Raw genomic sequence first — 25,416 nt, forward strand, 5'->3', positions numbered from 1 at the left:
GCGCCGCCTGCATTTCATTCCCTGGCTGCGCCGCCTTTATAAGGGCGGGCTTATAGTCATGCCAACAGTAATGACTTTAAGCGAGCAGCGCCATGACCGCCTCAAGCAACGCCATCCGCTACCGTACCCTGGCCGGTACCGTCCTCACCCAGTTCGCGCTGGGTTCCGTCTACACCTGGAGCCTGTTCAACGCCCAGCTGTCGCATAAGCTGGGCGAGCCGGTCAGCCAGGTGGCCTTCGCCTTCGGCCTGCTCAGCCTCGCGCTGGCGGTGGCTTCGTCGATGGCCGGCAAGCTGCAGGAACGCTTCGGCGTGCGCAAAGTGGCCATCGCCTCCGGCCTGATGCTGGGCCTGGGCTTCTATCTGACCTCGCAAGCCAACAACCTGATCATGCTCTACCTGTGCGCCGGCCTTCTGGTGGGCTTCGCCGATGGCGCCGGTTACCTGATGTCGCTGTCCAATTGCGTGAAATGGTTCCCGGAGCGCAAGGGCTTGATCTCCGCCTGCGCCATCGGCGCCTACGGCCTGGGCAGCCTGGGCTTCAAGTTCATCAACCTGGCGCTGCTGTCGCATTTCAGCCTGGAAGCCACCTTCCAGCTATGGGGCCTGATCGCCATGGCCATGGTGGTGGCCGGCGCGCTGTTGATGACCGACGCACCCAAGCAACCGGCCGCTGCGCAAACCGGCGGCAACCGCGACTACTCGCTGGCCGAAGCGATGCGCCAACCGCAGTACTGGATGCTGGCGCTGATGTTCCTGACCGTGTGCATGAGCGGCCTGTACGTGATCGGCGTGGCCAAGGATATCGGCGAGAGCTTCGTCCACCTGTCGGCCGCCACCGCCGCCAACGCGGTGGCTGTGATCGCGGTGGCCAATCTGTCCGGCCGCCTGGTGCTGGGCGTGCTGTCCGACAAGATGCCGCGCATCCGCGTGATCACCATCGCCCAGATCGCCGCGCTGGCCGGCATGCTGACCCTGCTGTTCGCGCCGCTGAACGCCGGCCTGTTCTTCGCCGCCATCGCCTGCATCGCCTTCAGCTTCGGCGGCACCATCACCGTCTACCCATCTCTGGTCAGCGATTTCTTCGGCCTGAACAACCTGACCAAGAACTACGGCGTGATCTACCTGGGCTTCGGCATCGGCAGCATCGTCGGCTCCATCGTGGCCTCGCTGTTCGGCGGCTTCCTCGCCACCTTCCACCTGATCCTGGCGCTGCTGATCGTCGCCCTGCTGTTCTCGCTGACCATCCGCCAGCCGGGCGCGGCCCAGGCCAAGCGGGAAGACTTCGATGCCGAGCCGCATTTGGGCAAGGCCTGAGCCTCTCGTCTTCCAGGTAAGACCAAGCCCCCGGACTCGGGGGCTTTTCTCATGCAATGTGATAGTGACAGCTTGTTGGCTTTTCCAATTCAGGCGCATGATCATCCATGCGACCATATCCCCTTCAGCACGCGCCGGTAAAAAAGCGCCTGGCCAGGTTTTAAGACGCCGACTTGTTCGACGCCGCGTGACGGTAGCGCGCGGCTAGTTTCGGCGGCTCCTGGCCAGGCGCTTTTTTACCGGGGTTTCACGGGCTGCAGGGGCGGCCTGGGGGTGTCGGGGGCTGGCCGCGCAGCCCCCTGACCCGCCTACCAGGCGGAATTAGTGCCAGGACATCATCACCCTGCGGCCATGGCTTAAGGGAACGCCCGGCCTGAGCCGGACTTCCGCCCTACCGCCGCGCCAACCAGATATCCAGCTGGCGGGCAAAAGCCTGCCGATCCCCCTGGCTCAAGGGCGGCGGCCCCTCGGTCTGCACCCCGCTCGCGCGCAGATTGTCCATGAAATCCCGCATCGTCAGCTGGGCCGCGATGGTCTCCTTGGAAAACGCGTCGCCGCGCCAATTCAGCGCCTGCGCGCCCTTGGCCAACACTTCGGCCGCCAGCGGGATGTCGCCGGTGATCAACAGGTCGGTCGGCGCTATGCGGCGGGCGATCTCGTTGTCGGCCACATCGAAGCCCTTCGGCACCTGCAGCGCGCGGATATTCGGCGCCTTCGGCACCGTCAGCAGCTGGTTGGCGACGAACACCAGCTCCACGCCGGTGCGCTGCGCCGCGCGGCATAGCACTTCCCTTATCACCTTGGGACAGGCGTCGGCGTCTACCCAGATCGTCATGGCGGTTTCTTTCTCTATCGATAGCCCGCCATGATACCCGTCAATCTCGACAACCGTATCCAAAGCGTCGCGGCAGCCGCCGTTTGCGAGTACAAGCGCCCATCTCCTCAGCTCGCTGTCATCGCGCCATATTGACGCTTACGTAAACGTAAGCGATGATGTGTTCATCAGGCGCCGAGCCGCGCCGCACGCCAACGAGGAGAATTCCATGTACAGCAGCCTGCGCTTCGCCTTCGGCGAGACTTACGACCTCCTGCGCGAATCGGTGCGCGACTTCGCCGAACGCGAAATCGCGCCACGCGCCGCCGCCATCGACCAGGACAATCTGTTCCCGGCCGACCTGTGGCGCAAGTTCGGCGAGCTGGGCTTGCTCGGCATCACCGTCAGCGAGCAGTACGGCGGCGTGGACATGGGCTACCTCGCCCACATGATCGCGATGGAAGAAATCAGCCGCGCCAGCGCCTCGGTGGGCCTATCCTACGGCGCGCACTCCAATCTGTGCGTCAACCAGATCTACAAGAACGGCAACGACGCCCAGCGCAGCCGTTACCTGCCCAAGCTGATCACCGGCGAGCACGTAGGCGCCTTGGCGATGTCCGAGCCCAACGCCGGCTCCGACGTGGTCAGCATGAAGCTGAAAGCTGACAAGACCGACGGCGGCTATCTGCTCAACGGCAGCAAGATGTGGATCACCAACGGCGGCGACGCCGACACGCTGGTGGTTTACGCCAAGACCGACGTCAACGCCGGCCCCAAGGGCATCACCGCCTTCATCATTGAAAAAAGCTTCGCCGGCTTCAGCCACGGCAGCAAGCTGGACAAGCTGGGCATGCGCGGCTCCAACACCTATCCCATCTTCTTCGACAACTGTTTCGTGCCGGACGAAAACGTGTTGGGCGGCGAAGGCAACGGCGTGAAAGTGCTGATGAGCGGCCTGGACTACGAGCGCTCGGTGCTGGCGGCCGGCCCCCTGGGCATCATGCAGGCCAGCCTGGACATCGTGGTGCCCTACCTGAACGACCGCAGCCAGTTCGGCCAGCCGATAGGCGACTTCCAGCTGATGCAGGGCAAGCTGGCCGACATGTACGTCAAGCTGTCCGCCAGCCGCGCCTACGTCTACGCCGTCGGCCAGGCGCTGGACCGAGGCGAGACCGGCCGCCAGACGCGCAAGGACGCCGCCGGCGCCATCCTGTACGCCGCCGAGAACGCCACCCAGCTGGCGCTGGACGCCATCCAGTGCCTGGGCGGCAATGGCTACATCAACGAATACGCGACCGGCCGCCTGCTGCGCGACGCCAAGCTGTACGAAATCGGCGCCGGCACCAGCGAGATCCGCCGCTGGCTCATCGGCCGCGAATTGATGGCCGAAACCCGCTGAGCGCGGCGGATAAAATGCCTGATGCCGCGTTGCGCAGCCTTGCCTCAGGCCTTTTCTCCTGCCGCCCCACACTACTTTCCGGCAACGCTCAGGAAACAAGAACATGAACGCCGCCGAACGCATCGTCCAGGCCCAGCTGGACGCCTACAACGCCCGCAACCTGGACGCCTTCGCCGCCTGCTACGCCGAGGACGTCAAGGTCTACCGCCTGCCATCGATGGCGCAGAGCCTATCCGGCCGCGCCGCGCTGGCCGACCATTACGCCAGCAAGCGCTTCCATCTGCCCAAGCTGCACGCCGCGCTGCTGCACCGCATCGTGCAAGGCAGCCGCGTCATCGACCACGAGGACGTGACGCTGGACGGCGAAACCCGCTTTCGCGCCGTCGCCATCTACGACGTCAACGCCGATGGATTGATCGCCTCGGTGTGGTTTGTGGATGAGGCCTGAACTGGAACAACTCAATGAGAAAATTGCACCATCCGCCCTTTAATATCAGTGCGCTCGCAGACGAGGTGGAAAACGATGGCATCGCAGTCATTGTTTCCAATACCTCGCATCAACGCCAAGCTGGCCAAGAAGTCATAGAAGCCCTCTCAGCGCGAGCCGTCACCGCCCGTTCCGTCGAGGCGGGAGCGCCCAATTTCGTACATTGCATCTACAACAGTGACGAAATGACCTCCTCCGAGGCTCAATCCATTGGTCAATCCCTAGATATTGAGGATCTGTAACCATGCCCATCCTCGAATCCAAGCTGTCGCCGCGCGCCGCTGACTTCGTCGCCAACGCCGACAAGATGCGCGCGCTGGTGGACGATCTGAAACAGAAAGTCGCCCAGGCGGCCTTGGGCGGCGGCGAGAAAGCCCGCGCCAAGCACACCGCGCGCGGCAAGCTGCTGCCGCGCGAGCGCATCGACCTGCTGCTGGACCCGGGCGCGCCGTTCCTGGAACTGTCCCAGCTGGCCGCCTACGGCATGTATGGCGACGACGCGCCTGGCGCGGGGATGATCGCCGGCATCGGCCGCATTTCGGGCATCGACTGCCTGATCATCGCCAACGACGCCACCGTCAAGGGCGGCACCTATTACCCGATGACGGTGAAAAAACATTTGCGCGCGCAGGAAATCGCCCGCGACAACCACCTGCCCTGCGTCTACCTGGTGGATTCCGGCGGCGCCTTCCTGCCGCTGCAGGACGAGGTGTTCCCGGACAAGGAGCACTTCGGCCGCATCTTCTACAACCAAGCCAATCTGTCCGCCGCCGGCATCCCGCAGATCGCCGTGGTGATGGGCAGCTGCACCGCCGGCGGCGCCTATGTGCCGGCGATGAGCGACGAAACCGTCATCGTCAAGGAACAAGGCACCATCTTCCTCGGCGGCCCGCCGCTGGTGCGCGCGGCCACCGGCGAGGTGGTCAGCGCCGAAGAATTGGGCGGCGGCGATGTACACACAAAAATCTCCGGCGTCGCCGACCACTTGGCCCAGAACGATGCCCACGCGCTGTCCATCGCCCGCCGCATCGTGTCGGACCTGAACTGGAAAAAACAGGGTGAACTGGACCGCGCCGAGCCCAAGCCGCCGCGCTACGCCGCAGAAGAAATCTACGGCGTGATCCCGGCCGATCCGAAAAAACCGTTCGACGTGCGCGAGATCATCGCCCGGCTGGTAGACGATTCCGACTTCGACGAGTTCAAGCAGAACTACGGCACCACGCTGGTGACGGGCTTCGCCCGTTTGAATGGCTACCGCGTCGGCATCCTCGCCAACAACGGCATTCTGTTCTCCGAGTCGGCGCTGAAAGGCGCGCACTTCGTCGAGCTATGCTGCCAACGCGGCATTCCGCTGATCTTCCTGCAGAACATCACCGGCTTCATGGTAGGCAAGAAATACGAAAACGGCGGCATCGCCAAGGACGGAGCCAAGCTGGTGACGGCGGTGGCTTGCGCCAAGGTGCCCAAGTTCACCGTGCTGATAGGCGGCAGCTTCGGCGCCGGCAACTACGGCATGTGCGGCCGCGCCTACTCGCCGCGCTTTTTGTGGATGTGGCCGAACAGCCGCATCTCGGTGATGGGCGGCGAACAGGCCGCCGGCGTGCTGGCCCAGGTGAAGAAAGAACAACTGGGCGACGCCTTCACCCCAGAGCAAGAAGAAGCGCTGAAAGCCCCAGTGCGCCAGCAGTACGAAGAACAAGGCCACCCCTACTACGCCAGCGCCCGCTTGTGGGACGACGGCGTGATCGACCCGGCCCAAACCCGCGACGCGCTGGCGCTGGCGCTGGAGGCCGCGCTGTCGGCCCCGGTCGAAGCCACGCGCTTCGGCGTGTTCCGGATGTAAGGAGCGGATGATGAGCTACACCACGCTGCAAATCGAACAGAACGGCAAGGTGGCCACCGTCTGGCTGAACCGGCCGGAGCTGCACAACGCGCTGAACGAGGTGCTGATCGCCGAGCTGACCGAGGCGATGCGCCAGCTGAACCGCAAGCAGGACGTGCGCGTCATCGTTCTGGCCGGCCGCGGCAAAAGCTTCTGCGCCGGCGCGGACCTGGACTGGATGCGCCGCGCCGCCGGCTACAGCGAAGCTGAAAACCTGGCCGACGCGCAAAAACTGGCGGCGATGCTGAAGAGCGTCTACCGCAGCGCCAAGCCGGTGATCGCCCGCATCCACGGCGCGGCGATGGCCGGCGGCACCGGCCTGGCGGCGGTCTGCGACATCGCCATCGCCACCGACGCCGCCAAGTTCGCGCTGACCGAGGTGCGGCTGGGCCTGATTCCGGCCACCATCGGCCCCTATGTCGCCGACGCCATCGGCCCGCGCCAGGCGCGGCGCTACTTCCTGTCCGCCGAGCGCATCACCGCCGGCACCGCGCTGAAGCTGGGCCTGATCCACGAGCTGGTCAGCGAGGAGCTGCTGGACGAACGGGTGGCCGAGATCGCCGAGGAACTGGCCAAGGGCGCGCCCGGCGCGCTGCGCGAGGCCAAGCTGCTGCTGGCCGAACTGCGCGAAGGCTCGCCCTGGGACGACCAGTTGCTGGAGCGCACCGCCGGCCGCATCGCCTCCATCCGCGCCGGCGACGAGGCGCGCGAAGGACTGGCGTCGTTCTTCGAGAAACGGGCGCCGCAATGGCAGGAATGAGATGAACAGACGGCAGCTTCGCCGCCCGGTCATCCGCAACAAGACAACGCCCAACTGGCAGACCATGAAAGATTGCCATGTTCAATAAGATACTGATCGCCAACCGCGGCGAAATCGCCTGCCGCGTCATCAAGACCGCCAAGGCCTTGGGCATCGCCACCGTCGCCGTCTACTCCGACGCCGACGCCGACGCCCGCTTCGTCAAGCTGGCCGACGAGGCCTACCGCCTCGGCCCGGCGCCGGCCGCCGAATCCTATCTGCGCGCCGATTTGATCCTGGCCATCGCCCTGCAGAGCGGCGCCCAGGCGGTGCACCCCGGCTACGGCTTCCTGTCCGAGAACGAGGACTTCGCCGCCGCCTGCGAAGCCGCCGGCATCGCCTTCATCGGCCCGCCGGCTTCGGCCATCGCCGCGATGGGCAGCAAATCCGCCGCCAAGGCGCTGATGGAGAAGGCCGGCGTGCCGCTGGTGCCCGGCTACCACGGCGACGAGCAAGACCCGGCGCTGCTGCAAAAACAGGCCGACGCCATCGGCTACCCGGTTTTGATCAAGGCCAGCGCCGGCGGCGGCGGCAAGGGCATGCGCATCGTCGAGCAGGCCGGCGACTTTTCCGCCGCCCTCGCCTCCTGCCAGCGCGAAGCGCACGCCAGCTTCGGCGACGACAAGGTATTGGTCGAGAAATATCTGACCAAGCCCCGCCACGTAGAAATCCAGGTATTCGCCGACAAGCAGGGCGGCTGCGTCTACCTGTTCGAGCGCGACTGCTCGGTGCAGCGCCGCCACCAGAAAGTGCTGGAAGAAGCGCCGGCTCCGCATCTGCCGCAGGCCACCCGCGAAGCGATGGGCGAAGCCGCCGTGGCCGCCGCGCGCGCGGTGGGCTATGTCGGCGCCGGCACCGTCGAGTTCATCATGGACGTGGACACGGGCAAGTTCTACTTCATGGAGATGAACACCCGGCTGCAAGTGGAACACCCGGTGACCGAGATGATCACCGGCCAGGACCTGGTGGCCTGGCAGCTGGCAGTAGCCGCCGGCGGTGAACTGCCGCTGCAGCAGGAGCAGTTGGAGATAAGCGGCCACGCCATCGAGGCGCGCATCTACGCCGAGGATCCGGACAAAGGCTTCCTGCCGTCCACCGGCACGCTGGTTCACCTGGCGACGCCGGCCGAATCCGCCTGCGTGCGCATCGACACCGGCGTCGAGCAGGACGATGCCATCTCGCCGTTCTACGATCCGATGATCGCCAAGCTGATCGTCTGGGGCGAGACCCGCGAGGCGGCGCTCAGACAGATGGATGCCGCGCTGGCGCAGTATCAGATAGTCGGCCTGTCCAGCAATGTGTCTTTCCTGCGCCGCATCGTGAACCATCCCAGCTTCTCCAGCGGCCAGGTCGACACCGGCCTGATCGCCCGCCATCACGACGAACTGCTGCCGCCCCCCGCCGCGCCCGCCGCCAGACAACTGGCCTTGCTGGCGCTGGCCGAAGCCTTGGCGGATCAAGCCTGCTACCCCGCTCCCGCCGGCTGGCGGCTGAACGGGCAACTGAGCCGCCGCTTCGCCTTCCTGCATGGCGAGGAAAGCCACAGCGTGGAGTTGCGCCATCAGGATGGCGGCTTCGCGGTGCGCGTCGGCTCGGAAAGCTTCGCCGCCAGCGCCAGCCTCTCAGGAAACCAGCTGGAGGCCGTGCTCGACGGCGTCAGAATCAAGGCCGTCGTCGTCCGCCGCGGCGCGCAACGCGCGCTGTTCGACAACGGCGAGCGGCTCAGCGTCGATTTTATCGACCCCTATGCCTACACCGAGCTGGGCGTGCACGGCGAGACCCATCTGAAGGCGCCGATGCCAGGCCGGGTGGTGGCGTTGCTGGCGGAAATCGGCAAGAAGGTGGCCAAGGGCTCGCCATTGCTGATTCTGGAGGCGATGAAGATGGAGCACACCATCACCGCGCCGGGCGACGGCGTGGTGCAGGATTTCTATTTCTCAGCCGGCGAGCAGGTCAATGATGGTGACGAGCTGGTAGACTTTGCCGCAGAATGACGAAGTCATTTAACTAACCACCAAAGGCAAGGACATGCACATCGCCCTGGAGAACATCCAGCAACTGCGCCAGCGCGGCGAGCACGAAGCCGCGCGCAGCCAGGCGCTGGAGCTGTTGCGGCACCAGCCCCAGCATGCCGACCTGCATTACCTCGCCGCCTGCATCCACGACAGCCTGGGCCTGGAAGAGGAAGCCATCCCCCATTACCAGCAGGCGCTGGAGCTGGGGCTGAGCGGCGATACCGCGGCCGACGCCTGGCTGGGCCTGGGCAGCAGCCATCGCGCGCTGGGCCGCTTCGACCAAGCCGAAGCCGCGCTGCGGGAAGGCTTGCGGCTGTTCCCGGAACACCACGCGCTGCGCGCCTTCCTGGCGATGGCGCTGTACAACAGCGGCCAGCACAAGGAAGCCACGCAAAGCCTGCTGACGCTATTGGCCGACGGCAGCGCCGACCACGGCATCCGCGCCTACCGCCGCGCCATCCGCTTCTACGCGGAAGACCTTGACCGCACCTGGTAACGAGACCGACATGGACCCCGTCATCATCAATCATCCCGGCCTGTCCCTGGCCGGCTACAGCATCGCCACCCAGTTGGAGAATGGCGACAACCTGCGCCAGATCCCCGCCTTCTGGGACGATTACGCCAAGCGGCTGCGCCAGCCGCTGCTGGACGCGCTGGGCAGGCCCCACGCGCCGGAATACGGCGTCACCTGCGACTTCAATCCGCAAACCGGCGGCTTCCGCTACCTGATCGCGATGGAATGTCCGGCGGACGGCGCGCCGCCGCCGGACAGCGAACGCCGCAGCGTGAGGCCCGCCAAGTACGCGGTGTTCACCACGCCGCCGGCGGCCGACCCGGCCAGCTTCGGCGACGCCATCGTCGCCACCTGGCAGCACATCTACCAGACCTGGCTGCCCGCATCCGCCAAGTGGGAACATGCGCCAGGCGAATCCTTCGAACGCTATGACGGGCGCTGCGCGCCCGGCCAGGACAGCCTGCAGATGGACATCTACATTCCCATCCAGCCCAAGCGCTGAAGGAAAGCCATGCAAAGCGTCAAGCTAGTGGAAGTGGGCCCGCGCGACGGGCTGCAGAACGAGAAACAGCCGCTGAGCGCCGAAATCAAGCTGGAACTGATCCGCCGCCTGGCCGAAACCGGCCTGTCCGCGATCGAGGCCGGCGCCTTCGTCTCGCCCAAATGGGTGCCTCAGATGGCCGGCAGCGCCGAGGTGCTGGCCGCGCTGGACGCGTCCGGCCCCATCGCCTACCCGGTGCTGGTGCCCAACGACAAGGGGCTGGACGCGGCGCTGGCGGCAGGCGCGCGCGAGATCGCCGTGTTCGGCGCCGCCAGCGAGAGCTTCAGCCAGAAAAACATCAACGCCAGCATCGCCGAAAGCCTGCAACGCTTCGAAAGCGTGGCCCGCCGCGCGTTGGACGCTGGCGTCAGGGTGCGCGGCTACGTGTCCTGCGTGGTCGGCTGTCCGTACGAGGGACGGATCGCGCCGCAAAAAGTGGCCGAGGTGTCCCGGGCGCTGGCCGACCTGGGCTGCTACGAGATCTCGCTGGGCGACACCATAGGCGTGGGCACCCCGGCCTCGGTGCGCGAGATGCTGGACGCCGTGCTGGACGCGGTGCCGGCCAAGCAGCTGGCCGGCCATTTCCACGACACCTACGGCATGGCTGTCGCCAACATCCGAGCGGCGCTGGACATCGGCCTGCGCGTGTTCGACGCCTCGGTGGCGGGATTGGGCGGCTGCCCGTACGCGCGCGGCGCGTCCGGCAACGTCGCCACAGAAGACGTGGCCTACCTGCTGGCGGGCGAGGGCTACCACACCGGCATCGATCTCACTAAACTGGTGGACGTCGCCTGGTTCATCGCCGACGCGCTGGGCAAGCCCCCCGCCTCCAAACTGGCGCACGCGCTCGGCCGCCAGGGCTGAAACCATACCGGCGGGTCCGCTCCCCCAAAGCAAAAGAAACAGGCGGGCCGCCACAGGAGAAACCATGCAAGCACGCGTTACCCCGATCTGGACGCCCTCCGCCGAGCGGCTGTCCGGCTGCCATCTCACCGCCTTCGCCCGCCTGGCCGAAACCGTCTGGGGCAAGGAGCTGCCCGACTACCACCGCCTGTGGCGCGCCAGCGTCGAAGACCCCGGCCGCTTCTGGTCGCTGGTATGGGATTACTGCGGCGTGATCGGCGACAAGGGCTCGGTCGCGCTGGAGAACGGCGACGACATGCTGGCTGCCCGCTTCTTCCCTGAGGCTCGGCTCAATTTCGCGGAAAACCTGCTGCGCCGCGACGACGACACGCTGGCCGTGGTGTTCCGCGGCGAAGACAAGATCGAGCAGAAGCTGAGCTGGCATGAGCTGAACCAGCTGGTCTCCCGCCTGCAGCAGGCGATGCGCGCGGCCGGCATCCAGCCGGGCGACCGCGTCGCCGGCTTCATGCCCAATATGCCGGCCGCGCTGGCGGCGATGCTGGCCGCCAGCAGCCTGGGCGCGGTGTGGACCAGCGGCTCGCCCGACTTCGGCACCGACGGCGCGCTGGACCGTTTCGGCCAGACCGAGCCCAGGATCCTGTTCTGCCCGGACGGCTACTGGTACAACGGCAAGGCGGTGGACATCCGCGCCAAGATGATCCACCTGGCGGAGAAGCTGCCCAGCGTGGAGCGCTTCGTGGTGGTGCCCTACCTGGGCGATGGCGCCGACTTCGCCGCCGCCGTGCCGCGCGCGCAGACGCTGGACGCCTTCCTGTCCGGCTTTGACGCCCGCCCGGTGGAATACCTGCGCCTGCCGTTCAACCATCCGCTGTACATCCTGTACTCCAGCGGCACCACCGGCAAGCCCAAGTGCATCGTCCACGGCGCCGGCGGCACGCTGCTGCAGCACCTGAAGGAGCACCAGCTGCACGCCGACGTCCATCAGGGCGACCACCTGTTCTACTTCACCACCTGCGGCTGGATGATGTGGAACTGGCTGGTGAGCGGCCTCGCCTCCGGCGCGGCGCTGATGCTGTACGACGGCTCGCCGTTCGCCGATGACGGCCGCGCGCAGTGGGACTACGCCGCCGAGCACGGCTTCACCCACTTCGGCACCTCGGCCAAGTACATCGACAGTCTGAGGAAAACCCCCCTCGTCCCCGCCCGCGACTGGCAGCTGCCCAAATTGCGCAGCCTGCTCTCAACCGGATCGCCGCTGGTGGCGGAAAGCTACGACTGGGTGTACGAGAACATCAAGTCCGACCTCAACCTCGCCTCCGTCTCCGGCGGCACCGACATTGTCTCCTGCTTCGCGTTGGGCGCGCCGACGCTGCCGGTCTACCGCGGCGAGCTGCAGTGCCGCGGCCTGGGCATGGCAGTGGACATCTACGACGAACTGGGACGCCCGCTGTACCGCGAAAAAGGCGAGCTGGTCTGCCTGAAGCCGTTCCCGTCGATGCCGATAGGCTTCTGGAACGATCCGGACGGCGAGAAATACCGCCAGGCCTATTTCGGCCGCTTCCCCAACATCTGGTGCCACGGCGATTACGCCGAAGTCACCCAGCACGACGGCGTGATCATCTACGGCCGTTCCGACGCGGTGCTCAACCCGGGCGGCGTGCGCATCGGCACCGCCGAAATCTACCGCCAGGTGGAAGCGTTCCCGGAAGTGCTGGAGAGCCTGGCCGTCGGCCAAGCCTGGCAGGACGACGAGCGCGTGGTGCTGTTCGTCAAGCTGCGCGAGGGCGTGCAGCTTGACGAAGACCTGGCCGGCCGCATCAAAGCCCAGATCAAGAACGGCGCCAGCCCCCGCCACGTGCCCGCCCGCATCGTCGCGGTGGCCGACATCCCCCGCACCGTCAGCGGCAAGATCGTCGAACTGGCGGTCAAGAATGTGATCCACGGCCGTCCGGTCAGCAATGTCAGCGCGCTGGCCAATCCGGAAGCGCTGAAACTGTTCGAAAACCTGAGCGAACTGGGCGAATAAACTCCCACCCCGCGCGCGATTCAGCAAACGAGGGCCGCCGCCCTCGTTTTTTTTTGGCCGATCCATCCGCAACGGCCCAGCCAAAATCCATCCAACGCGACGGCTTCATTCCAAAATCCGCCAAATGCGCCAGGCGGAGGCAATATCGGGATGTTTTCAAGCGCTGGAAGCCTGGAACTGAATTATTATGAATAGAAGGCTAAAGCGCTTGCCTGGCAGCGATGGATTCCGCGAATGCAGGCGGAATGCGCCGATCGCGCGAGCAAAACGAAGCGCAACGATTCACGGAGCGGAAAAATGTTGAGCCGGCACCAGCAAGGCTGGGGTGTTGAACAATGGGCGGCCTACCTGAAAGACAAGGACATTCCCGTTTTATCGGCGACGCGGGATATTTTCCAGTCGCTGAAATCCCAGGGGAAAGAGGCGCCTGAATTTTCGCCGCGAGAACTGGTGGAAATGGTTCACGACGATCCCTATCTGGCCGTCAAATTGCTGATAGAGGCCGAGCGGCACCGCTCCAGGCGGCTTGGCAAGGAAACCACCACCCAATTGGCCACCATCCTCCAGCTAGGCAGCGATGAATTATATTCGTTGATTTCCAGAAGCCCGGTCGTGAATGTGGATCATCCCGGCTGGAAAGCGGCGGTTTCCACCGCCGTCATGGCGTCCAGCATCGCGCGGGCGTGGTCGAATTTCCGTGCAGACACCTCGCCCGAGGAAATCTCCCTAGCCACGCTGCTTTCCGAAACTGGTGATTTGCTGCTTTGGCATTTCGCGCCGGAATTGCCGACCGCGGCCATCGCGGAATTCGAATCCGGACGCGCCAACCGAACCGGCTTGGCCCAATTGAACACCGCCGGATTCACCTTCCGGCAATTGACGCTGGCGCTGGCCGACATCTGGCAATTGCCGCAGATGATCAGCCAGCTGATCCGGGGCGTCGACCGGCCGCGCACCCATATCGCGCAAATAGCCATCGACTGCGCCCGCCACCTGACCCAGGATCCGGATAACCCGGCCCTGCCTTTCGACATCGACAATATCTCCCAGTACATACCAGGCGTCGCCAAGGAAAAACTGATCTCGGTCCTGCCGCTTTCCGATGAGCAGAAGACTCATATTCTCGCTGGCCAGCAAGGAGCATGAAAAGCCGGCGGCAATGCGCTGCCCAATACATGGCACCGCAAGCCCCTCAGCGCGCGCCGACCCGTCAATTAATCCCCGCCCTATTTTCCGGTTTAATCCGGCAGACAACCCAAGCCCTTCAGCGTCGCCTCCACCGCCTCGTCCAGCGGCGTCACCCGCTCCCGCCCCAGCGCCCCCAACAGCTTGCCGTTGTCCATTCGCACCGGCTTGCGCCACAGGTAACGCATTTCCATCACTTCCCGCAGCGTGGCGTTGAACGGCGCGATCAGCTGGATCAGCCACCAGGGAAAGGCATCCACCTTGGCGTTGACGCCGTGCTTTTGCAGCGCGCGGCGGATGGCCTGCGCTATCTGGGTGCCGTCCGCGTCCCAATAGCCGCCCAGATGGAAAGTGGCAAACGGCTCCAGAGATTCGCGCCGCGCCAAGAGCTCTACGATATTGCTCGCCACGTCCGGCAGGTATGACCACTGGTGGCCGATGCCGGGCATGGCCGGATTCTGGATGCGGCGGGTGGTCTTGCCGGGCTGGATCAGGCCTTGCGAGAACCAGTTGTTGCCGGCCTTGGGGCCGAAAAAGTCGCCGGCGCGCACGATCAGCACCCTGCCGCCACCGGCCGCATAAGCGCGCAGGCGGGCCTCCATCTCCACCCGGATGGCGCCCTTGCGCGTCAGCGGGCGTTGCGGCGAGTCTTCCCTGAGAATGGGGAAGGCATCTGGCCCGTAGTTGTACACCGTGCCCGGCAGCACAACAGTAGCGCCCTCGCTTTTCGCCGCGGCGATGGTGCTGTCCAGCATCGGCAGCACCAGCTCGGCCCAGCGCTTATAGCCGGGAGGGTTCACCGCATGGACGATCACCGCGCAGCCCTCGGCCGCCTTCGCCACATCGTCCGGCCGCATCGCGTCGCCCCGGATCCAGGCGATGCCATCGCGCGTCTGGACCGGCTGCTCCAGGCTGCGCACCAGGCCGCGCACTTCCCACCCCGCGTCGCGCAACTGGCGGGCCAGCTCCCCGCCGATGCCGCCTGCCGCTCCCACCACCAGCGCCGTTTGTCGAGTCGTCATGATCTTGCTCCTTGGTTTGTATTTGGTGGAGTCATCTTATGGCGGCGCGGATCAATACGGAATTGACTAAAACAGCATACATTCCATACATTTACGTATGGATACCACGATAGACTGGCAGCTGTACCGCTCCTTCCTCGCCGTGCTGCGGGAAGGATCGCTATCCGCGGCGGCGCGCGCGCTGGGCCAGGCCCAGCCCACCCTCGGCCGTCATATCGACGCGCTGGAGGCCGCGCTGGGCATCCCGCTGTTCACCCGCTCCCAGGGCGGGCTGCTGCCGACGGACGCGGCTCGGGCGCTGCGCCCGCATGCGGAGGCGATGGCCAGCCACGCGGCCGCGCTGGAGCGCATGGCCTCCAGTCAGGGGGATGCGCCGCGCGGCGTGGTGAGGATCACCTCCAGCGAGGTGGTGGGCGTGGAGGTGCTGCCGCCGATGCTGGCCGAGCTGCGCCGCAGCCATCCGGCGGTCACGATAGAACTAGCGCTGAGCAACCGCGCGCAGGACCTGCTGCAACGAGAGGCGGACATCGCCGTGCGCATGCTGGCGCCGCTACAGGCGCAGTTGATCGCCCGCCAGGTGGGCGTCATCGAGATTGGCTTGTTCGCCGCGCCAGCGTATCTGGCCGAGCATGGCGAGCCCGCTTCCGTGGATGATCTGAACAAGCACAGCCTGATTGGTTTCGACCAACCCAGCGCCTTCCAGCGGGAGGCCGCCAAGCGGATGCCCGGCATGGCGCGGGAAGGATTCGCCTTGCGCAGCGACAGCGACCTGGCCCAGCTGGCGCTGTTGCGGGCCGGCGCCGGCCTCGGCTTCTGCCAGTTGCCTCTGGCGCGGCGCGACGGGTTGCGGCGCATTCTGCCCGAGCATTACGCGCTGCGCCTGGACACCTGGATCACCATGCATGAGGACCTGCGCCACAATCGCGCCTGCAAGGCCGTATTCGACGCGCTGGTGGAGGGCATGCAGCGCTACGCCGGCCATCGCCCGCCTGATCGGCCAAAATCCGAATAGCGCCCAGCCTCCATGAAAAAAGCCGCCCCGGCATGCGTCCGGAGCGGCTTTCATTTCAATGGCAGCGCTTATTTGGGCGATTTCGGCGGCGGCAGGCGCTGCAGCAGCGCGAAGGTCATGTTCTGCTCGCGTGGGCGATTCCCCGTCCACAACACCTGCCAGCCAGGCTCGGCCACGCCCTCCTCGCTGCTGCGCACCACCAGCCAGTAGTCGCACGGCGGCGTCTCCCCGGCGGGGAAGGACAACAGATCGATGCCGGCGTAGTAGCGCCAGCTGATCATGGCCAGGCTGTTGCGGTTTTCCGTGGCGATGCAGGTGGCGGTGGCCGGCAGCTTGCGCAGCATGCTGTCCACCACCGGCCGGTAACTCTTGGCGGCGTCGAACCAGGGCAGCCACAAGGTCATCCCCAGGCCCCACAGCAGCGTCAGGCCGGCCGCCCAGTTGGTGATCGCCTGGCGGCCCCGCAGGTGCGGTCGGGTCAGCGCCCACAGCCACACCAGGGTGGCGATCAAGCCGCCGGCCGCCTGCAGCCAGGACACGTGCGGATGGTAAAAGGGGCTGAAATACTGCGCGCGCCCGGCCAGGCCCTCCGGCCAGCCATAGTTCATCGCCGCCCAGCCCAGCCACACCAGCAGGCCGAACAGGCCGAAGGTCATCAGCGCGAACCAGTTGAGGAAGGCGGCGGCGCCGCGGCGCAGATTGTCCAGCTCCACCGCGGCCAGCACGGCCAGCGGCAGCAGCAGCGGCATCGCGTCGGTGATGCTGGCGCGATCGGACAGCGTCAGCAGCACCGCGATCATCAGCGTGAACAGCAGCGGCAGTTGCAGCTTGGGTGACTGCAGCTGACGGTTGCGGTACAGCGTCCACATCGCCAGCGGCCACGCGGGGAACGCGAACCACAAGACGTTCAGGCTGTAATAGCCGAAGTCATGGAACAGCCTGACATGGCGGAAACCGCTGGAGCCGCCCAGCGCGTAATTGCCCCACCACTCGGCGTACACCGCCGGGTACAGACGCTGCAGCAACATCGGCCACACCAAGATGGCGGGCAGGGCCAGCAGCAATCCCAGCAGCAGCGTGATCGCGTAATTCTTGCGTCTCCAGCCGCTGAAGGCCGGCAGCATCACCGCCACCAGCCAGATCAGCAACAAGTCCGCCAGGCTGCCGCCCAGAAAGGTCATCACGCTGGCAGCGCCCAACAGCGCGCCGGCGAGGCCTGGCGAACGCAGGGTCAGCGACAGCGCGTAAAACGCGGCGGTAAGGCCGGCGAAACTAGCGACGATGGGGGTCAGCTGATGGCCTGACTCAACCAGGCCGATGCAGCCTATCAGGATCATCACCACGCTGCGGCCGTGGCGGCGGCCTATCAGGTCGCGGCCCGCCATGCCGGCCAGCAGCAGCGACAGCGACATCAGCAGCGGCGTCGCCAGCCGGGCGGCGTCGTGCGCGGGCAGCAGCCAGGGCGAGAACAGCTTGATGCAGCCGGCGACCAGCCAGTAATACAAGGGAGGATTGTCTAGATAGGGCGCGCCATTGAGCATGGGCAGCAGCCAGTTGCCGCTGTCCAGCATGCCTTGCGCGATAGCCAGCACGAAGGGTTCGTCCGGCTTCCAGGGATCGTGTCCGAGGATGCCGGGCCACAGCCAGATGAAACACAGCAGCAGCAGCACCCAGGGTTTTTCAGTCGGCTTGGCCAGCGTGCTGGCCTGAGCGGAATAAGTCAGCATCCCGTTGCCACCTTGTTGTTCCTAAGGATCTGATGATTATCCCACGCATGCGGCGCAGGCATGAAAAAAGGCAGCCGCAGGCTGCCTTTTTCGAAGTCCAGATACGGCAACGCGCTTAGCGCTTGAAGAAGCCGCCGAATTTCTGGTTGAACTTGTCCACGCGACCAGCGGTGTCCACGATCTTCTGCTTGCCGGTGTAGAACGGGTGGCAGTTGGAGCACACTTCGATCGAGAAAGCGTCTTTGCCCATGGTGGACTTGGTCACGAACTGGCTGCCGCAGGAGCAGGTAACGGACAGTTCTTTGTAGTTCGGGTGAATATCGGTTTTCATCTCTCTACCTTTCATAACGGGTACAGGGGTTTTGCCTGTACTGCTTGCGAAACATGGCATTATCCGCCGTTTGGCCGCCGTTGACAAGCGCCAGCGGCCAAACCCGGATCAGGCGCGGCGCCAGGTGGTGCCGCCTGCGCCGTCTTCCAGCGCGATGCCCTTGGCGATCAGCTCGTCGCGGATGCGGTCGGATTCGGCCCAATTCTTGGCGGCTCGCGCGTCCTTGCGCGCCTGGATCAGCGCTTCCACCTGTTCCGCCGACAGCTCGCCCTCGCCTACGCCGCCTTGCAGGAAGGCTTCCGGATCGCGCTCCAGCAGGCCCAGCACGCCGCCCAGATCTTTCAGCAGGCGTGCCAGCTGCGGGTCGCGGCTCTTGTTCACTTCGCCGGCCAGCTCGAACAGCACCGCCACCGCCTCGGACGAGTTGAAATCGTCGTCCATGGCCGCCTTGAAGCGGGCGGCGTAGACGTTGCTCCAGTCCAGGCCCGCGGACGCCGGCAACTCGATGCCGCGCAGCGCGGTGTACAGGCGGGTCAGGCCGTGCTTGGCGTCGTTGAGGATGCCGTCGGTGTAGTTGACCGGGCTGCGGTAGTGGCTGCGCACGATGAAGAAGCGGATCACCTCGCCGTCGAAGTGCTGCAGCACATCGCGGATGGTGAAGAAGTTGCCCAGGCTCTTGGACATCTTCTCGCCGTCGACATTGATGAAGCCGTTGTGCAGCCAGTAGTTGACGTACTGGTGACCGTGCGCGCCCTCGGATTGGGCGATCTCGTTCTCGTGGTGCGGGAACTGCAGGTCCTCGCCGCCGCCGTGAATGTCAAATTGTTCGCCCAGATGGTGGCAGCTCATCACCGAGCACTCGATGTGCCAGCCCGGACGGCCCTTGCCCCACGGGCTGTCCCAGGACGGCTCGCCCGGCTTGGCGGCCTTCCACAGCACGAAGTCCAGCGGATCGCGCTTGTTCGGGTCCACTTCCACGCGCTCGCCGGCGCGCAGCTTGTCCAGCGTGCGGCCGGACAGCTTGCCGTAGCCTTCGAATTCGCGCACCGCGTAGTAAACGTCGCCGTTGGCGGCCGGGTAGGCCTTGCCGTTGGCGATCAGCTGCTCGATCATCGCGACCATGCCGCCCACGTGATGGGTGGCGCGCGGCTCGTGCGTTGGCGGCAGCAGGCCCAGCGCCGCGGCGTCCTGACGCATGTCGGCGATGGTTTCCTCTACCAGCTGCTCCGGCGTGATGCCGCGCTCCAGCGCGCGCTTGATGATCTTGTCTTCGATGTCGGTGATGTTGCGCACGTAGTTCACATCGTAGCCGGAGGCCTTCAGCCAGCGGTAGATCACGTCGAAGGCGGCCAGCATGCGCGCGTGGCCGATGTGACAGAGGTCGTAAACGGTCATGCCACAGACGTACATGCTCACTTTGCCGGGTTCGATGGGTTTGAACGCTTCCTTCTGGCGGGTCAGTGTGTTGTACAGGCTCAGCATGATCAAAAAAACCTATGGTTGATGATTCAAAGGAAAGAGATTGTAACAGAGCGGCGCCGGCTTCTGTCATTCGAGCCGCGACATTACGCGCTGAAATGCGCAAACGGCCGCCGCGCCTTGCGACGCGGCAGCCGTTTCTCGCCGTCAATCGCGAATCAGACCCGCGGCCAGGCGATCGGGCGGTAATCCGGCAGGCCGTCCTTGAACGGCGGGATGCGCTCGCCCTCCATCAGCGGCTTCACGTAGTCCAGGAAAGCCTGGGTGACGCTGAAGCCGTCCGCGCCGATGAACTCCGGCGGCAGCCGTTTTTCCTTGTCGCCCACCGCCGACAGCGGCACTTCGGCCACATCCCAGCAGTAAGGATGATCGTTCAGGCGCTTGATGCCGGCCATCAGCCCGGTTTTGCCGGCCAGCAGCCATTCCACCGCCTTCTCCCCCATCACATAGGCCTGGCGGACGTCGGTGGCCGAAGCCAGATGGCCTCCCGCGCGCTGTAGATAGTCCACCTGGGCCACGTGGGCGGAAATGCCGCGCTCGCGCAGGATCAGCTGGGCCAGCCAGTGGCCGGCGCCGCCCAGCTGCTCATGGCCGTAGGTTTCCGATTTCTTGGCTTCGGCGACGAAACGGCCGTCCGAGCCGGTGATGCCCTCGGCCACCGCGATCGCGCACTGGCCGTGCTTGGCCAGGCTGGCGTCCAGCGCGGCCAGGAAGCGCTCCTGGTCGAACGGCACCTCGGGCAGCAGCAACAGATGCGGCGCTTCCTGCGGGCTGCGCGAGGACGCGGCGCAGGCGGCGGCCAGCCAGCCGGTGTGTCGGCCCATGGTTTCCATGATGAACACCCTGCCCCAGCCCATGCTGGTCATGTCCAGGCCCACCTCGCGCATCGCGCTGGCCAGGAACTTGGCCGACGAGCCGTAGCCGGGACTGTTGTCGGTGCCCATCAGATCGTTGTCTATGGTCTTGGGGATGCCGATCACGCCCAGCTTGTAGCCGGTGCGCTTTTCAAAATCCGCCAGCCGCTCGGCGCAGCCCAGCGAGCCGTTGCCGCCGTTGATCAACAGATAGCGGATGTCGTGCTTGGCCAGCACGTCGCGCAGGCGCAGCCAGTCCTCCGGAGCCTCCTCGAACGTGCCTATCATGCGGCGGCTGACGCCGAAGCTGCCGCCCGGCATGAAGGCGAGCTGGGCGATGGCGGTGTCCGACACGCCGTCGGTATCGCACAGGCGATCATCCAGCAAGCCGGCCAGGCCATCGTAGGCGGCGTACAGGGAAAGCCCCAGGCGGCGCGCGGTTTCAATCGCCCCTTGGGCGGAAGCGTTCAGAACGGCGGTGGGTCCGCCGGATTGCAGATATACAGCTCTTGGCTTGGTCATGATCGCAACCTGGATGAGAAACTGACGGAACAGGCGCGCCGTCGTCCGGGCCGCGCCGATAACGCCACCACCATACCACTTGGACGAAAGCCGCCTCAAGACCGATGAGCGCGGCAAAAAACGCTTCCTTGACCAGCGGCAAACTCGCTCGCCGGCGCGCCAGGGGAAAAGCGCGAAACCATGCCCCGCCCTAACGATCAGTACTTTTTCACGCTCAACGGCGGCAGGATGGCCGCGGCGACCGACACGCCAGCCCGATACCCCTTCCCTCAGGAGGCACCATGTCCAAACGACACGCCGCGCTTTTCCCGCGCGCCCTTCACGCCCTGATCCCCGCCGCGGCGCTGGCCATCAGCCTCTCCGGCCACGCAGTCGCCGCCGACAAGTGGACCAGCCCTCAAGACGCGATCGGCCAGCTCTGGTCCGCCCGCATGCCGCTGGGCGCTCGCTGGACGCCGCAGCAGTGCAGCAATTACAACGCATTGCCGGCGGATGTCCGGGCCGTGGTCAGCAATACCGGCTCCGGCCTGGTGGTGCCCCAGGTCAAGCAAGATCGCGCGGTGCTGACCAACGGCCTGAGGCAGATGGCTTCCTCGCTGCTGCAATACCAGTTGGCCACCGTCGCCGCCGGCCAGTTCTACCCCCCGCAAGTGGACGGCCCGTTCCTCATGAACGCCGCCTACTGGGCCGAATATGCCCGCTCGCCGCACGGCAACGAACGCAACCACCTGCCGGCAGTCAACATCGCCGGGCTGAATCTGAATCAATGCCCCAATCTGGCGAATCTGGGACGGCAACCCGCGATGGATCTGCTGAATCGCACCGCCGGCATCAGCAACAGCCTGCGCTGGCATTGCTACGCCAACCGCTTCCGCACGGTGGGCGGCGCGCAGATCCCGCTGACCGGTTACGTGGAGCTGACCCAGGCCGAATACCCCGGCGACAATCAGTACGCCTACGCCGCATCGGACGGCCGCGTCGTCTACGACTACGTCAACAGCCGCGTCTACTACACGGCTGCCCATTACAAGCAATGGAAAAAGAGCGACTTCGCGCCGGACCAGACCGGAGGCTACGGCTGCACCCCGGCCGGCAGCTGCTGCGACCCGTTCTTCGAAATCATACGCTGATCGCGTCTGCCGCCCATGCGAAACGGGCCGCTCCTTCCACAGGAGCGGCCCGTTCTTCCCAAAGCCGCAGCGGCCGAATCTTACTCCCGCGCCACCGCCCCGGCCGGCGCGTAACGCTCGGCCCAGATCGGCGAATGCTTGGCCACGTAGTCCTTGAGCACTTCGGCGTCGACGAAGCCGGTGTTCACATAGCCCGGATGCTCCATCATCTTCGGATAGCCGTCGCCGCCCGAGGCCATGAAGCTATTGATCGCCACGCGGTAGCGCTTGGCCGGAGCTATGGCCTTGCCCCCCACCTCGGCCTGCTGCAGCTCGCCGCCGACGATGCGCAGCTTGACGCCGGCGAACTGGGCGAAGGCGCCCGCGCCCGGCGTCATCCGCGCCGCGGCCTTCAGGTAGTCCAATGCCTCGACCCCGCTCATGTCCACATAGGCCAGCGTGCTGCCGAACGGGAACACCTTGAGCACGTCCTTGTAGCTGACCACGCCCGCCGGCAGCGAGTCGCGGATGCCGCCGGAGTTGATCACCGCGAAGTCGGCCTGGGTTCTGGCCATCATCGCCTCGCCGACGAACACGCCCAGATTGGTGGGCTGGCCGCGCACCACCGAACGATCGCCCTCCAGCTTGGCCGACAGTTCGCCCACCTTGACGCCCAGCTCGGCCTGGCCCTTGTCCTGATAGGCCTTGAGAAAGCTGCGCAGCTTGTTGTCTTCCGGGATCAGCTCGGTGTACGGCACCTTCTCGGTCTTGCCATCGGCGGTCTTCACCGTCTTTTTCAGATTGACCGGAATCAGCTGGTACTTGGCCAGCTTGAGCTTGCCGTTGCGGAATTCGAAATCGGCGCGGCCGACATATTTGCCCCACTCGTGAGCCTGCACGATCCAGGCGCCGTTCTGGCGGTCTGGCGCGCAGGGCGCGCCCGGCACGTAAGCGTCGTCGCGGACGTTCTCTGCCTTCATGCACACCGGGTTCTGGCTATGGCCGCCGACGATCAGGTCCAGCCCCTTCACCGCGCGCGCCATTTCCACGTCGCCCGGCGCGTTGACGCCATGATTGCCGTCGGCGTAATGGCCCATGTGGGTGGCGGCGATGACGATGTCGGCCTGCTGGCGCAGCTCCGGCACCAGCTTGGCCGCCTCGGCGATCGGGCTCTTGAATTCGATGCCCTTGATCTGGGCCGGGTTCACCATCTTCGCGGTATCGTCGGTGGTCAGGCCCATCACCGCCACCTTGACGCCGCCCAGGTTGAACATGGCGTAGGGATCGAACATCCGCTTGCCGTCCTGGTAGATGTTGGCTGACAGCATCGGGAAATTGATCCACTTGCGCTGCTGCATCAGCACCGGCACCGGCTTGTCGAACTCGTGGTTGCCCACCGCCATCGCGTCGTAGCCGATGCGGTCCATGCCGCGAAAATCGGGCTCGGCGTTCTGCAGATCGGACTCCGGCACGCCGGTGTTGATGTCGCCGCCGGACAGCAGCAGCATGTAGCCGCCTTCGGCCTTCACCTCGGCGCGCACCTTGTCCACCACCGTTTTCTGCGCGGCGAGTCCGTATTCGCCGTCGCTGTTGGGCCAGAAACGGCCATGGTGGTCGTTGGTGTGCAGGATGGTGATCTTGTAGACCTTGCCGCTGTCGTAATTGCCCTTGCCCGGCGGGGTCGCGCAAGCGGACAGCAGGCCGGCGGCCAGCAGGGATACGGCGATGGATTTGAGCTCGGTGCGCATTTTTTCTCCTTATGAGCCGGCGTTGCCGCTTGCGCATGCAAAAATGGCGAACCCTGGGGCTCGCCATCCGGCAGTGCTGCGATGATTTACTTCCAGCTGTCCTTCAAACCGACGGTGCGGTTGAACACCGCCTTGTCGCCCTTGCGGTGTTCGTAGCGGTCGGTGACGAAGTACCCCAGGCGCTCGAACTGGAAGCGCGACTCCGGCTCCGCCTGCAGCACCGACGCCTCCACGAAGGCAGGCACCAGTTTCAGCGATTCCTGGCTCAGGAACTGGCGGAAGTCGACGTATTCGCCATCCTCGCCGCGCACTGCGTCCGGACGCTGCTCGGTGAACAGGCGCTCGTACCAGCGAACGTCGGCCTGGATCGCATGCTCGGCCGACACCCAATGGATCACGCCCTTGACCTTGCGGCCTTCCGGGTTCTTGCCCAGCGTGTCGTGGTCGATCGAGCACTTCAGCTCGATGATCTCGCCATTGGCGTCCTTCACCACTTCGTCGCACTTGATCACGTAGGAGTAGCGCAGGCGTACTTCGCCGCCGGCGGTCAGGCGCTGCCATTTCGGCGGCGGCACCTCGGCGAAATCGTCGCGCTCGATCCAGATCTCGCGGGCGATCGGCACCTCGCGCTCGCCGAATTCCGGATGGTGCGGGTGGAACGGCGCGCTGCGGCTGGCAGTGACGGCGGCGTCGTAGTTGCTCAGCGTCACTTTCAGCGGATTGACCACGGCCATCACGCGCGGCGAGTCGTTTTCCAGCGTCTCGCGCACCGCGCCTTCCAGAATGGCCATGTCGATGATGTTTTCGCTCTTCGACACGCCGATGCGCTGGGCGAACAGCTTGATGCCGGCCGGGCTGTAGCCGCGGCGGCGCATGCCGGCGATGGTGGGCATGCGCGGGTCGTCCCAGCCGGTGACGGCGCCGTCGTTGACCAGCGCCTGCAGCTTGCGCTTGGAAGTCAGCGCGTACAGCAGCTCCAGGCGGGAGAATTCGATCTGCTGCGGATGGTGGCCGATGCTGATGTTGTCCAGCACCCAGTCGTACAGCGGGCGGTGGTCTTCAAACTCCAGCGAGCACAGCGAGTGGGTGATGCCCTCGATGGCGTCGGAAATGCAGTGGGTGTAGTCGTACATCGGGTAGATGCACCACTTGTCGCCGGTGCGGTGGTGATGCACGCGGCGGATGCGGTAGATGGCCGGATCGCGCAGATTGATGTTGCCGGAAGCCATGTCGATCTTCAGGCGCAGCGTCTTGCTGCCGTCCGGGAACTCGCCGTTCTTCATGCGGGTGAACAGATCGAGGTTTTCTTCCGGCGTGCGGTCGCGGTAGGGGCTGTTCTTGCCCGGCTCGGTCAGGTTGCCGCGGTACTGGCGCATTTCCTCGGCGGACAGATCGTCCACATAGGCCTTGCCGGCCTGGATCAGCTCGACGGCGTAGCCATACAGGCGGTCGAAGTAGTCGGATGCGTAGCGCACCTCGCCGTTCCACTTGAAGCCCAGCCAGGAGATGTCCTGCTTGAACGCCTCGACGAACTCGTCCGATTCCTTCTCCGGATTGGTGTCGTCCATGCGCAGATTGCACTGGCCGTTGTAGTCCTCGGCCAGACCGAAGTTGATGCAGATCGCCTTGGCGTGGCCGATGTGGGCGAAGCCGTTCGGCTCGGGCGGGAAGCGGGTCACCACCGATTTGCGGCGGCCGGTGGCCAGATCCTCGTCGATGATGCTGCGAATGAAGTTGTTGACAACCGGCGCGTTGTTTTCCGTGCTCATG

General features: G+C 65.4%; 22 protein-coding genes. 14 read left to right on the forward strand and 8 right to left on the reverse strand.

Features of this window, described 5'->3' with window-relative positions:
* Nucleotides 1-92: 92 nt before the first annotated feature.
* Nucleotides 93-1,316, forward strand: a complete 1,224-nt coding sequence (locus tag LQR33_RS09520) for an L-lactate MFS transporter (RefSeq protein ID WP_231468699.1) — start codon at nt 93-95, stop codon at nt 1,314-1,316.
* A gap of 391 nt (nt 1,317-1,707) precedes the next feature.
* Here LQR33_RS09520 and LQR33_RS09525 read toward each other — a convergent pair whose 3' ends face one another.
* The gene (locus LQR33_RS09525; protein ID WP_166438435.1) at nt 1,708-2,151 is read right to left on the reverse strand and encodes a YaiI/YqxD family protein; all 444 of its coding nucleotides are present in this window, start codon (nt 2,149-2,151) and stop codon (nt 1,708-1,710) included.
* A gap of 208 nt (nt 2,152-2,359) precedes the next feature.
* Between LQR33_RS09525 and LQR33_RS09530 the strand changes: the two genes are divergently transcribed.
* The 11 genes from LQR33_RS09530 to LQR33_RS09580 all read left to right on the forward strand — a co-directional run bounded on the left by LQR33_RS09530 (nt 2,360) and on the right by LQR33_RS09580 (nt 13,803).
* Entirely contained in the window at nt 2,360-3,529 is a 1,170-nt protein-coding gene (locus LQR33_RS09530; RefSeq protein WP_166438436.1) for an isovaleryl-CoA dehydrogenase, read from the forward strand.
* Between the two features lie 103 nt (nt 3,530-3,632).
* Complete coding sequence (locus LQR33_RS09535; protein ID WP_231468700.1) at nt 3,633-3,977, forward strand: nuclear transport factor 2 family protein; 345 nt, start codon at nt 3,633-3,635, stop codon at nt 3,975-3,977.
* Nucleotides 3,978-3,991: 14 nt separating this feature from the next.
* Nucleotides 3,992-4,258, forward strand: coding sequence for a hypothetical protein (locus LQR33_RS09540; protein ID WP_076228020.1), 267 nt, complete (start codon nt 3,992-3,994; stop codon nt 4,256-4,258).
* A gap of 2 nt (nt 4,259-4,260) precedes the next feature.
* Complete coding sequence (locus tag LQR33_RS09545) at nt 4,261-5,859, forward strand: carboxyl transferase domain-containing protein (RefSeq protein WP_166438438.1); 1,599 nt, start codon at nt 4,261-4,263, stop codon at nt 5,857-5,859.
* Nucleotides 5,860-5,869: 10 nt separating this feature from the next.
* Entirely contained in the window at nt 5,870-6,658 is a 789-nt protein-coding gene (locus tag LQR33_RS09550; RefSeq protein WP_166438439.1) for an enoyl-CoA hydratase/isomerase family protein, read from the forward strand.
* A 77-nt stretch (nt 6,659-6,735) separates the two neighbouring features.
* Nucleotides 6,736-8,691, forward strand: a complete 1,956-nt coding sequence (locus LQR33_RS09555) for an acetyl/propionyl/methylcrotonyl-CoA carboxylase subunit alpha (protein ID WP_269326235.1) — start codon at nt 6,736-6,738, stop codon at nt 8,689-8,691.
* 34 nt (nt 8,692-8,725) lie between these two features.
* Nucleotides 8,726-9,208 carry a tetratricopeptide repeat protein gene (locus LQR33_RS09560; protein WP_166438441.1) on the forward strand — a complete coding sequence of 161 codons (483 nt, stop codon included), beginning with the start codon at nt 8,726-8,728 and terminating at the stop codon, nt 9,206-9,208.
* Between the two features lie 10 nt (nt 9,209-9,218).
* On the forward strand, nt 9,219-9,728 hold the full coding sequence (locus LQR33_RS09565) for a GyrI-like domain-containing protein (RefSeq protein ID WP_166438442.1): 510 nt from the start codon (nt 9,219-9,221) through the stop codon (nt 9,726-9,728).
* 9 nt (nt 9,729-9,737) lie between these two features.
* On the forward strand, nt 9,738-10,631 hold the full coding sequence (locus LQR33_RS09570; protein ID WP_166438443.1) for a hydroxymethylglutaryl-CoA lyase: 894 nt from the start codon (nt 9,738-9,740) through the stop codon (nt 10,629-10,631).
* A 64-nt stretch (nt 10,632-10,695) separates the two neighbouring features.
* Nucleotides 10,696-12,657, forward strand: coding sequence for an acetoacetate--CoA ligase (locus LQR33_RS09575; RefSeq protein WP_166438444.1), 1,962 nt, complete (start codon nt 10,696-10,698; stop codon nt 12,655-12,657).
* Nucleotides 12,658-12,891: 234 nt separating this feature from the next.
* Nucleotides 12,892-13,803 carry an HDOD domain-containing protein gene (locus LQR33_RS09580; RefSeq protein WP_221668661.1) on the forward strand — a complete coding sequence of 304 codons (912 nt, stop codon included), beginning with the start codon at nt 12,892-12,894 and terminating at the stop codon, nt 13,801-13,803.
* A gap of 92 nt (nt 13,804-13,895) precedes the next feature.
* On the opposite strand, the gene LQR33_RS09585 is transcribed toward LQR33_RS09580, so the two are convergent.
* Entirely contained in the window at nt 13,896-14,864 is a 969-nt protein-coding gene (locus tag LQR33_RS09585; protein ID WP_231468702.1) for an NAD-dependent epimerase/dehydratase family protein, read from the reverse strand.
* 97 nt (nt 14,865-14,961) lie between these two features.
* Between LQR33_RS09585 and LQR33_RS09590 the strand changes: the two genes are divergently transcribed.
* Entirely contained in the window at nt 14,962-15,876 is a 915-nt protein-coding gene (locus LQR33_RS09590) for a LysR family transcriptional regulator (protein WP_231468703.1), read from the forward strand.
* A 68-nt stretch (nt 15,877-15,944) separates the two neighbouring features.
* Here the strand turns inward: LQR33_RS09590 and LQR33_RS09595 are convergent, their stop codons facing one another.
* The 4 genes from LQR33_RS09595 to LQR33_RS09610 form a co-directional block, all read right to left on the reverse strand.
* On the reverse strand, nt 15,945-17,603 hold the full coding sequence (locus LQR33_RS09595; RefSeq protein WP_021478682.1) for an ArnT family glycosyltransferase: 1,659 nt from the start codon (nt 17,601-17,603) through the stop codon (nt 15,945-15,947).
* A 115-nt stretch (nt 17,604-17,718) separates the two neighbouring features.
* Nucleotides 17,719-17,934 carry a 50S ribosomal protein L31 gene (gene rpmE, locus LQR33_RS09600; RefSeq protein WP_021478681.1) on the reverse strand — a complete coding sequence of 72 codons (216 nt, stop codon included), beginning with the start codon at nt 17,932-17,934 and terminating at the stop codon, nt 17,719-17,721.
* 108 nt (nt 17,935-18,042) lie between these two features.
* Nucleotides 18,043-19,416: a cysteine--tRNA ligase gene (cysS, locus tag LQR33_RS09605; RefSeq protein WP_221668658.1), complete on the reverse strand. Its 1,374-nt coding sequence runs from the start codon at nt 19,414-19,416 to the stop codon at nt 18,043-18,045.
* Between the two features lie 155 nt (nt 19,417-19,571).
* Entirely contained in the window at nt 19,572-20,789 is a 1,218-nt protein-coding gene (locus LQR33_RS09610) for a 6-phosphofructokinase (RefSeq protein WP_221664825.1), read from the reverse strand.
* 281 nt (nt 20,790-21,070) lie between these two features.
* Here LQR33_RS09610 and LQR33_RS09615 point away from each other — a divergent pair, with 281 nt between their 5' ends.
* Nucleotides 21,071-21,919 carry a hypothetical protein gene (locus LQR33_RS09615; protein ID WP_221664826.1) on the forward strand — a complete coding sequence of 283 codons (849 nt, stop codon included), beginning with the start codon at nt 21,071-21,073 and terminating at the stop codon, nt 21,917-21,919.
* An 80-nt stretch (nt 21,920-21,999) separates the two neighbouring features.
* Here LQR33_RS09615 and ushA read toward each other — a convergent pair whose 3' ends face one another.
* Both ushA and LQR33_RS09625 read right to left on the reverse strand, forming a co-directional pair.
* A complete protein-coding gene (ushA, locus tag LQR33_RS09620; RefSeq protein ID WP_231468705.1) occupies nt 22,000-23,646 on the reverse strand; it encodes a bifunctional UDP-sugar hydrolase/5'-nucleotidase UshA in 1,647 nt (548 codons plus the stop codon).
* Between the two features lie 86 nt (nt 23,647-23,732).
* Nucleotides 23,733-25,415 carry a glutamine--tRNA ligase/YqeY domain fusion protein gene (locus tag LQR33_RS09625; protein WP_166438452.1) on the reverse strand — a complete coding sequence of 561 codons (1,683 nt, stop codon included), beginning with the start codon at nt 25,413-25,415 and terminating at the stop codon, nt 23,733-23,735.
* Nucleotide 25,416: the final 1 nt, after the last annotated feature.

The sequence above is a fragment of the Chromobacterium piscinae genome (assembly GCF_021129175.1).
Classification (GTDB): Bacteria; Pseudomonadota; Gammaproteobacteria; order Burkholderiales; family Chromobacteriaceae; genus Chromobacterium; species Chromobacterium piscinae.

Excerpts from the sequence above, each read along its gene's own strand:
- LQR33_RS09520 (WP_231468699.1), top strand. The coding sequence starts at position 93 with ATGACCGCCTCAAGCAACGCCATCCGCTACCGTACCCTGGCCGGTACC.
- LQR33_RS09525 (WP_166438435.1), bottom strand. The coding sequence starts at position 2,151 with ATGACGATCTGGGTAGACGCCGACGCCTGTCCCAAGGTGATAAGGGAA.
- LQR33_RS09530 (WP_166438436.1), top strand. The coding sequence starts at position 2,360 with ATGTACAGCAGCCTGCGCTTCGCCTTCGGCGAGACTTACGACCTCCTG.
- LQR33_RS09535 (WP_231468700.1), top strand. The coding sequence starts at position 3,633 with ATGAACGCCGCCGAACGCATCGTCCAGGCCCAGCTGGACGCCTACAAC.
- LQR33_RS09540 (WP_076228020.1), top strand. The coding sequence starts at position 3,992 with ATGAGAAAATTGCACCATCCGCCCTTTAATATCAGTGCGCTCGCAGAC.
- LQR33_RS09545 (WP_166438438.1), top strand. The coding sequence starts at position 4,261 with ATGCCCATCCTCGAATCCAAGCTGTCGCCGCGCGCCGCTGACTTCGTC.
- LQR33_RS09550 (WP_166438439.1), top strand. The coding sequence starts at position 5,870 with ATGAGCTACACCACGCTGCAAATCGAACAGAACGGCAAGGTGGCCACC.
- LQR33_RS09555 (WP_269326235.1), top strand. The coding sequence starts at position 6,736 with ATGTTCAATAAGATACTGATCGCCAACCGCGGCGAAATCGCCTGCCGC.
- LQR33_RS09560 (WP_166438441.1), top strand. The coding sequence starts at position 8,726 with ATGCACATCGCCCTGGAGAACATCCAGCAACTGCGCCAGCGCGGCGAG.
- LQR33_RS09565 (WP_166438442.1), top strand. The coding sequence starts at position 9,219 with ATGGACCCCGTCATCATCAATCATCCCGGCCTGTCCCTGGCCGGCTAC.
- LQR33_RS09570 (WP_166438443.1), top strand. The coding sequence starts at position 9,738 with ATGCAAAGCGTCAAGCTAGTGGAAGTGGGCCCGCGCGACGGGCTGCAG.
- LQR33_RS09575 (WP_166438444.1), top strand. The coding sequence starts at position 10,696 with ATGCAAGCACGCGTTACCCCGATCTGGACGCCCTCCGCCGAGCGGCTG.
- LQR33_RS09580 (WP_221668661.1), top strand. The coding sequence starts at position 12,892 with ATGCAGGCGGAATGCGCCGATCGCGCGAGCAAAACGAAGCGCAACGAT.
- LQR33_RS09585 (WP_231468702.1), bottom strand. The coding sequence starts at position 14,864 with ATGACGACTCGACAAACGGCGCTGGTGGTGGGAGCGGCAGGCGGCATC.
- LQR33_RS09590 (WP_231468703.1), top strand. The coding sequence starts at position 14,962 with ATGGATACCACGATAGACTGGCAGCTGTACCGCTCCTTCCTCGCCGTG.
- LQR33_RS09595 (WP_021478682.1), bottom strand. The coding sequence starts at position 17,603 with ATGCTGACTTATTCCGCTCAGGCCAGCACGCTGGCCAAGCCGACTGAA.
- rpmE (WP_021478681.1), bottom strand. The coding sequence starts at position 17,934 with ATGAAAACCGATATTCACCCGAACTACAAAGAACTGTCCGTTACCTGC.
- cysS (WP_221668658.1), bottom strand. The coding sequence starts at position 19,416 with ATGCTGAGCCTGTACAACACACTGACCCGCCAGAAGGAAGCGTTCAAA.
- LQR33_RS09610 (WP_221664825.1), bottom strand. The coding sequence starts at position 20,789 with ATGACCAAGCCAAGAGCTGTATATCTGCAATCCGGCGGACCCACCGCC.
- LQR33_RS09615 (WP_221664826.1), top strand. The coding sequence starts at position 21,071 with ATGTCCAAACGACACGCCGCGCTTTTCCCGCGCGCCCTTCACGCCCTG.
- ushA (WP_231468705.1), bottom strand. The coding sequence starts at position 23,646 with ATGCGCACCGAGCTCAAATCCATCGCCGTATCCCTGCTGGCCGCCGGC.
- LQR33_RS09625 (WP_166438452.1), bottom strand. The coding sequence starts at position 25,415 with ATGAGCACGGAAAACAACGCGCCGGTTGTCAACAACTTCATTCGCAGC.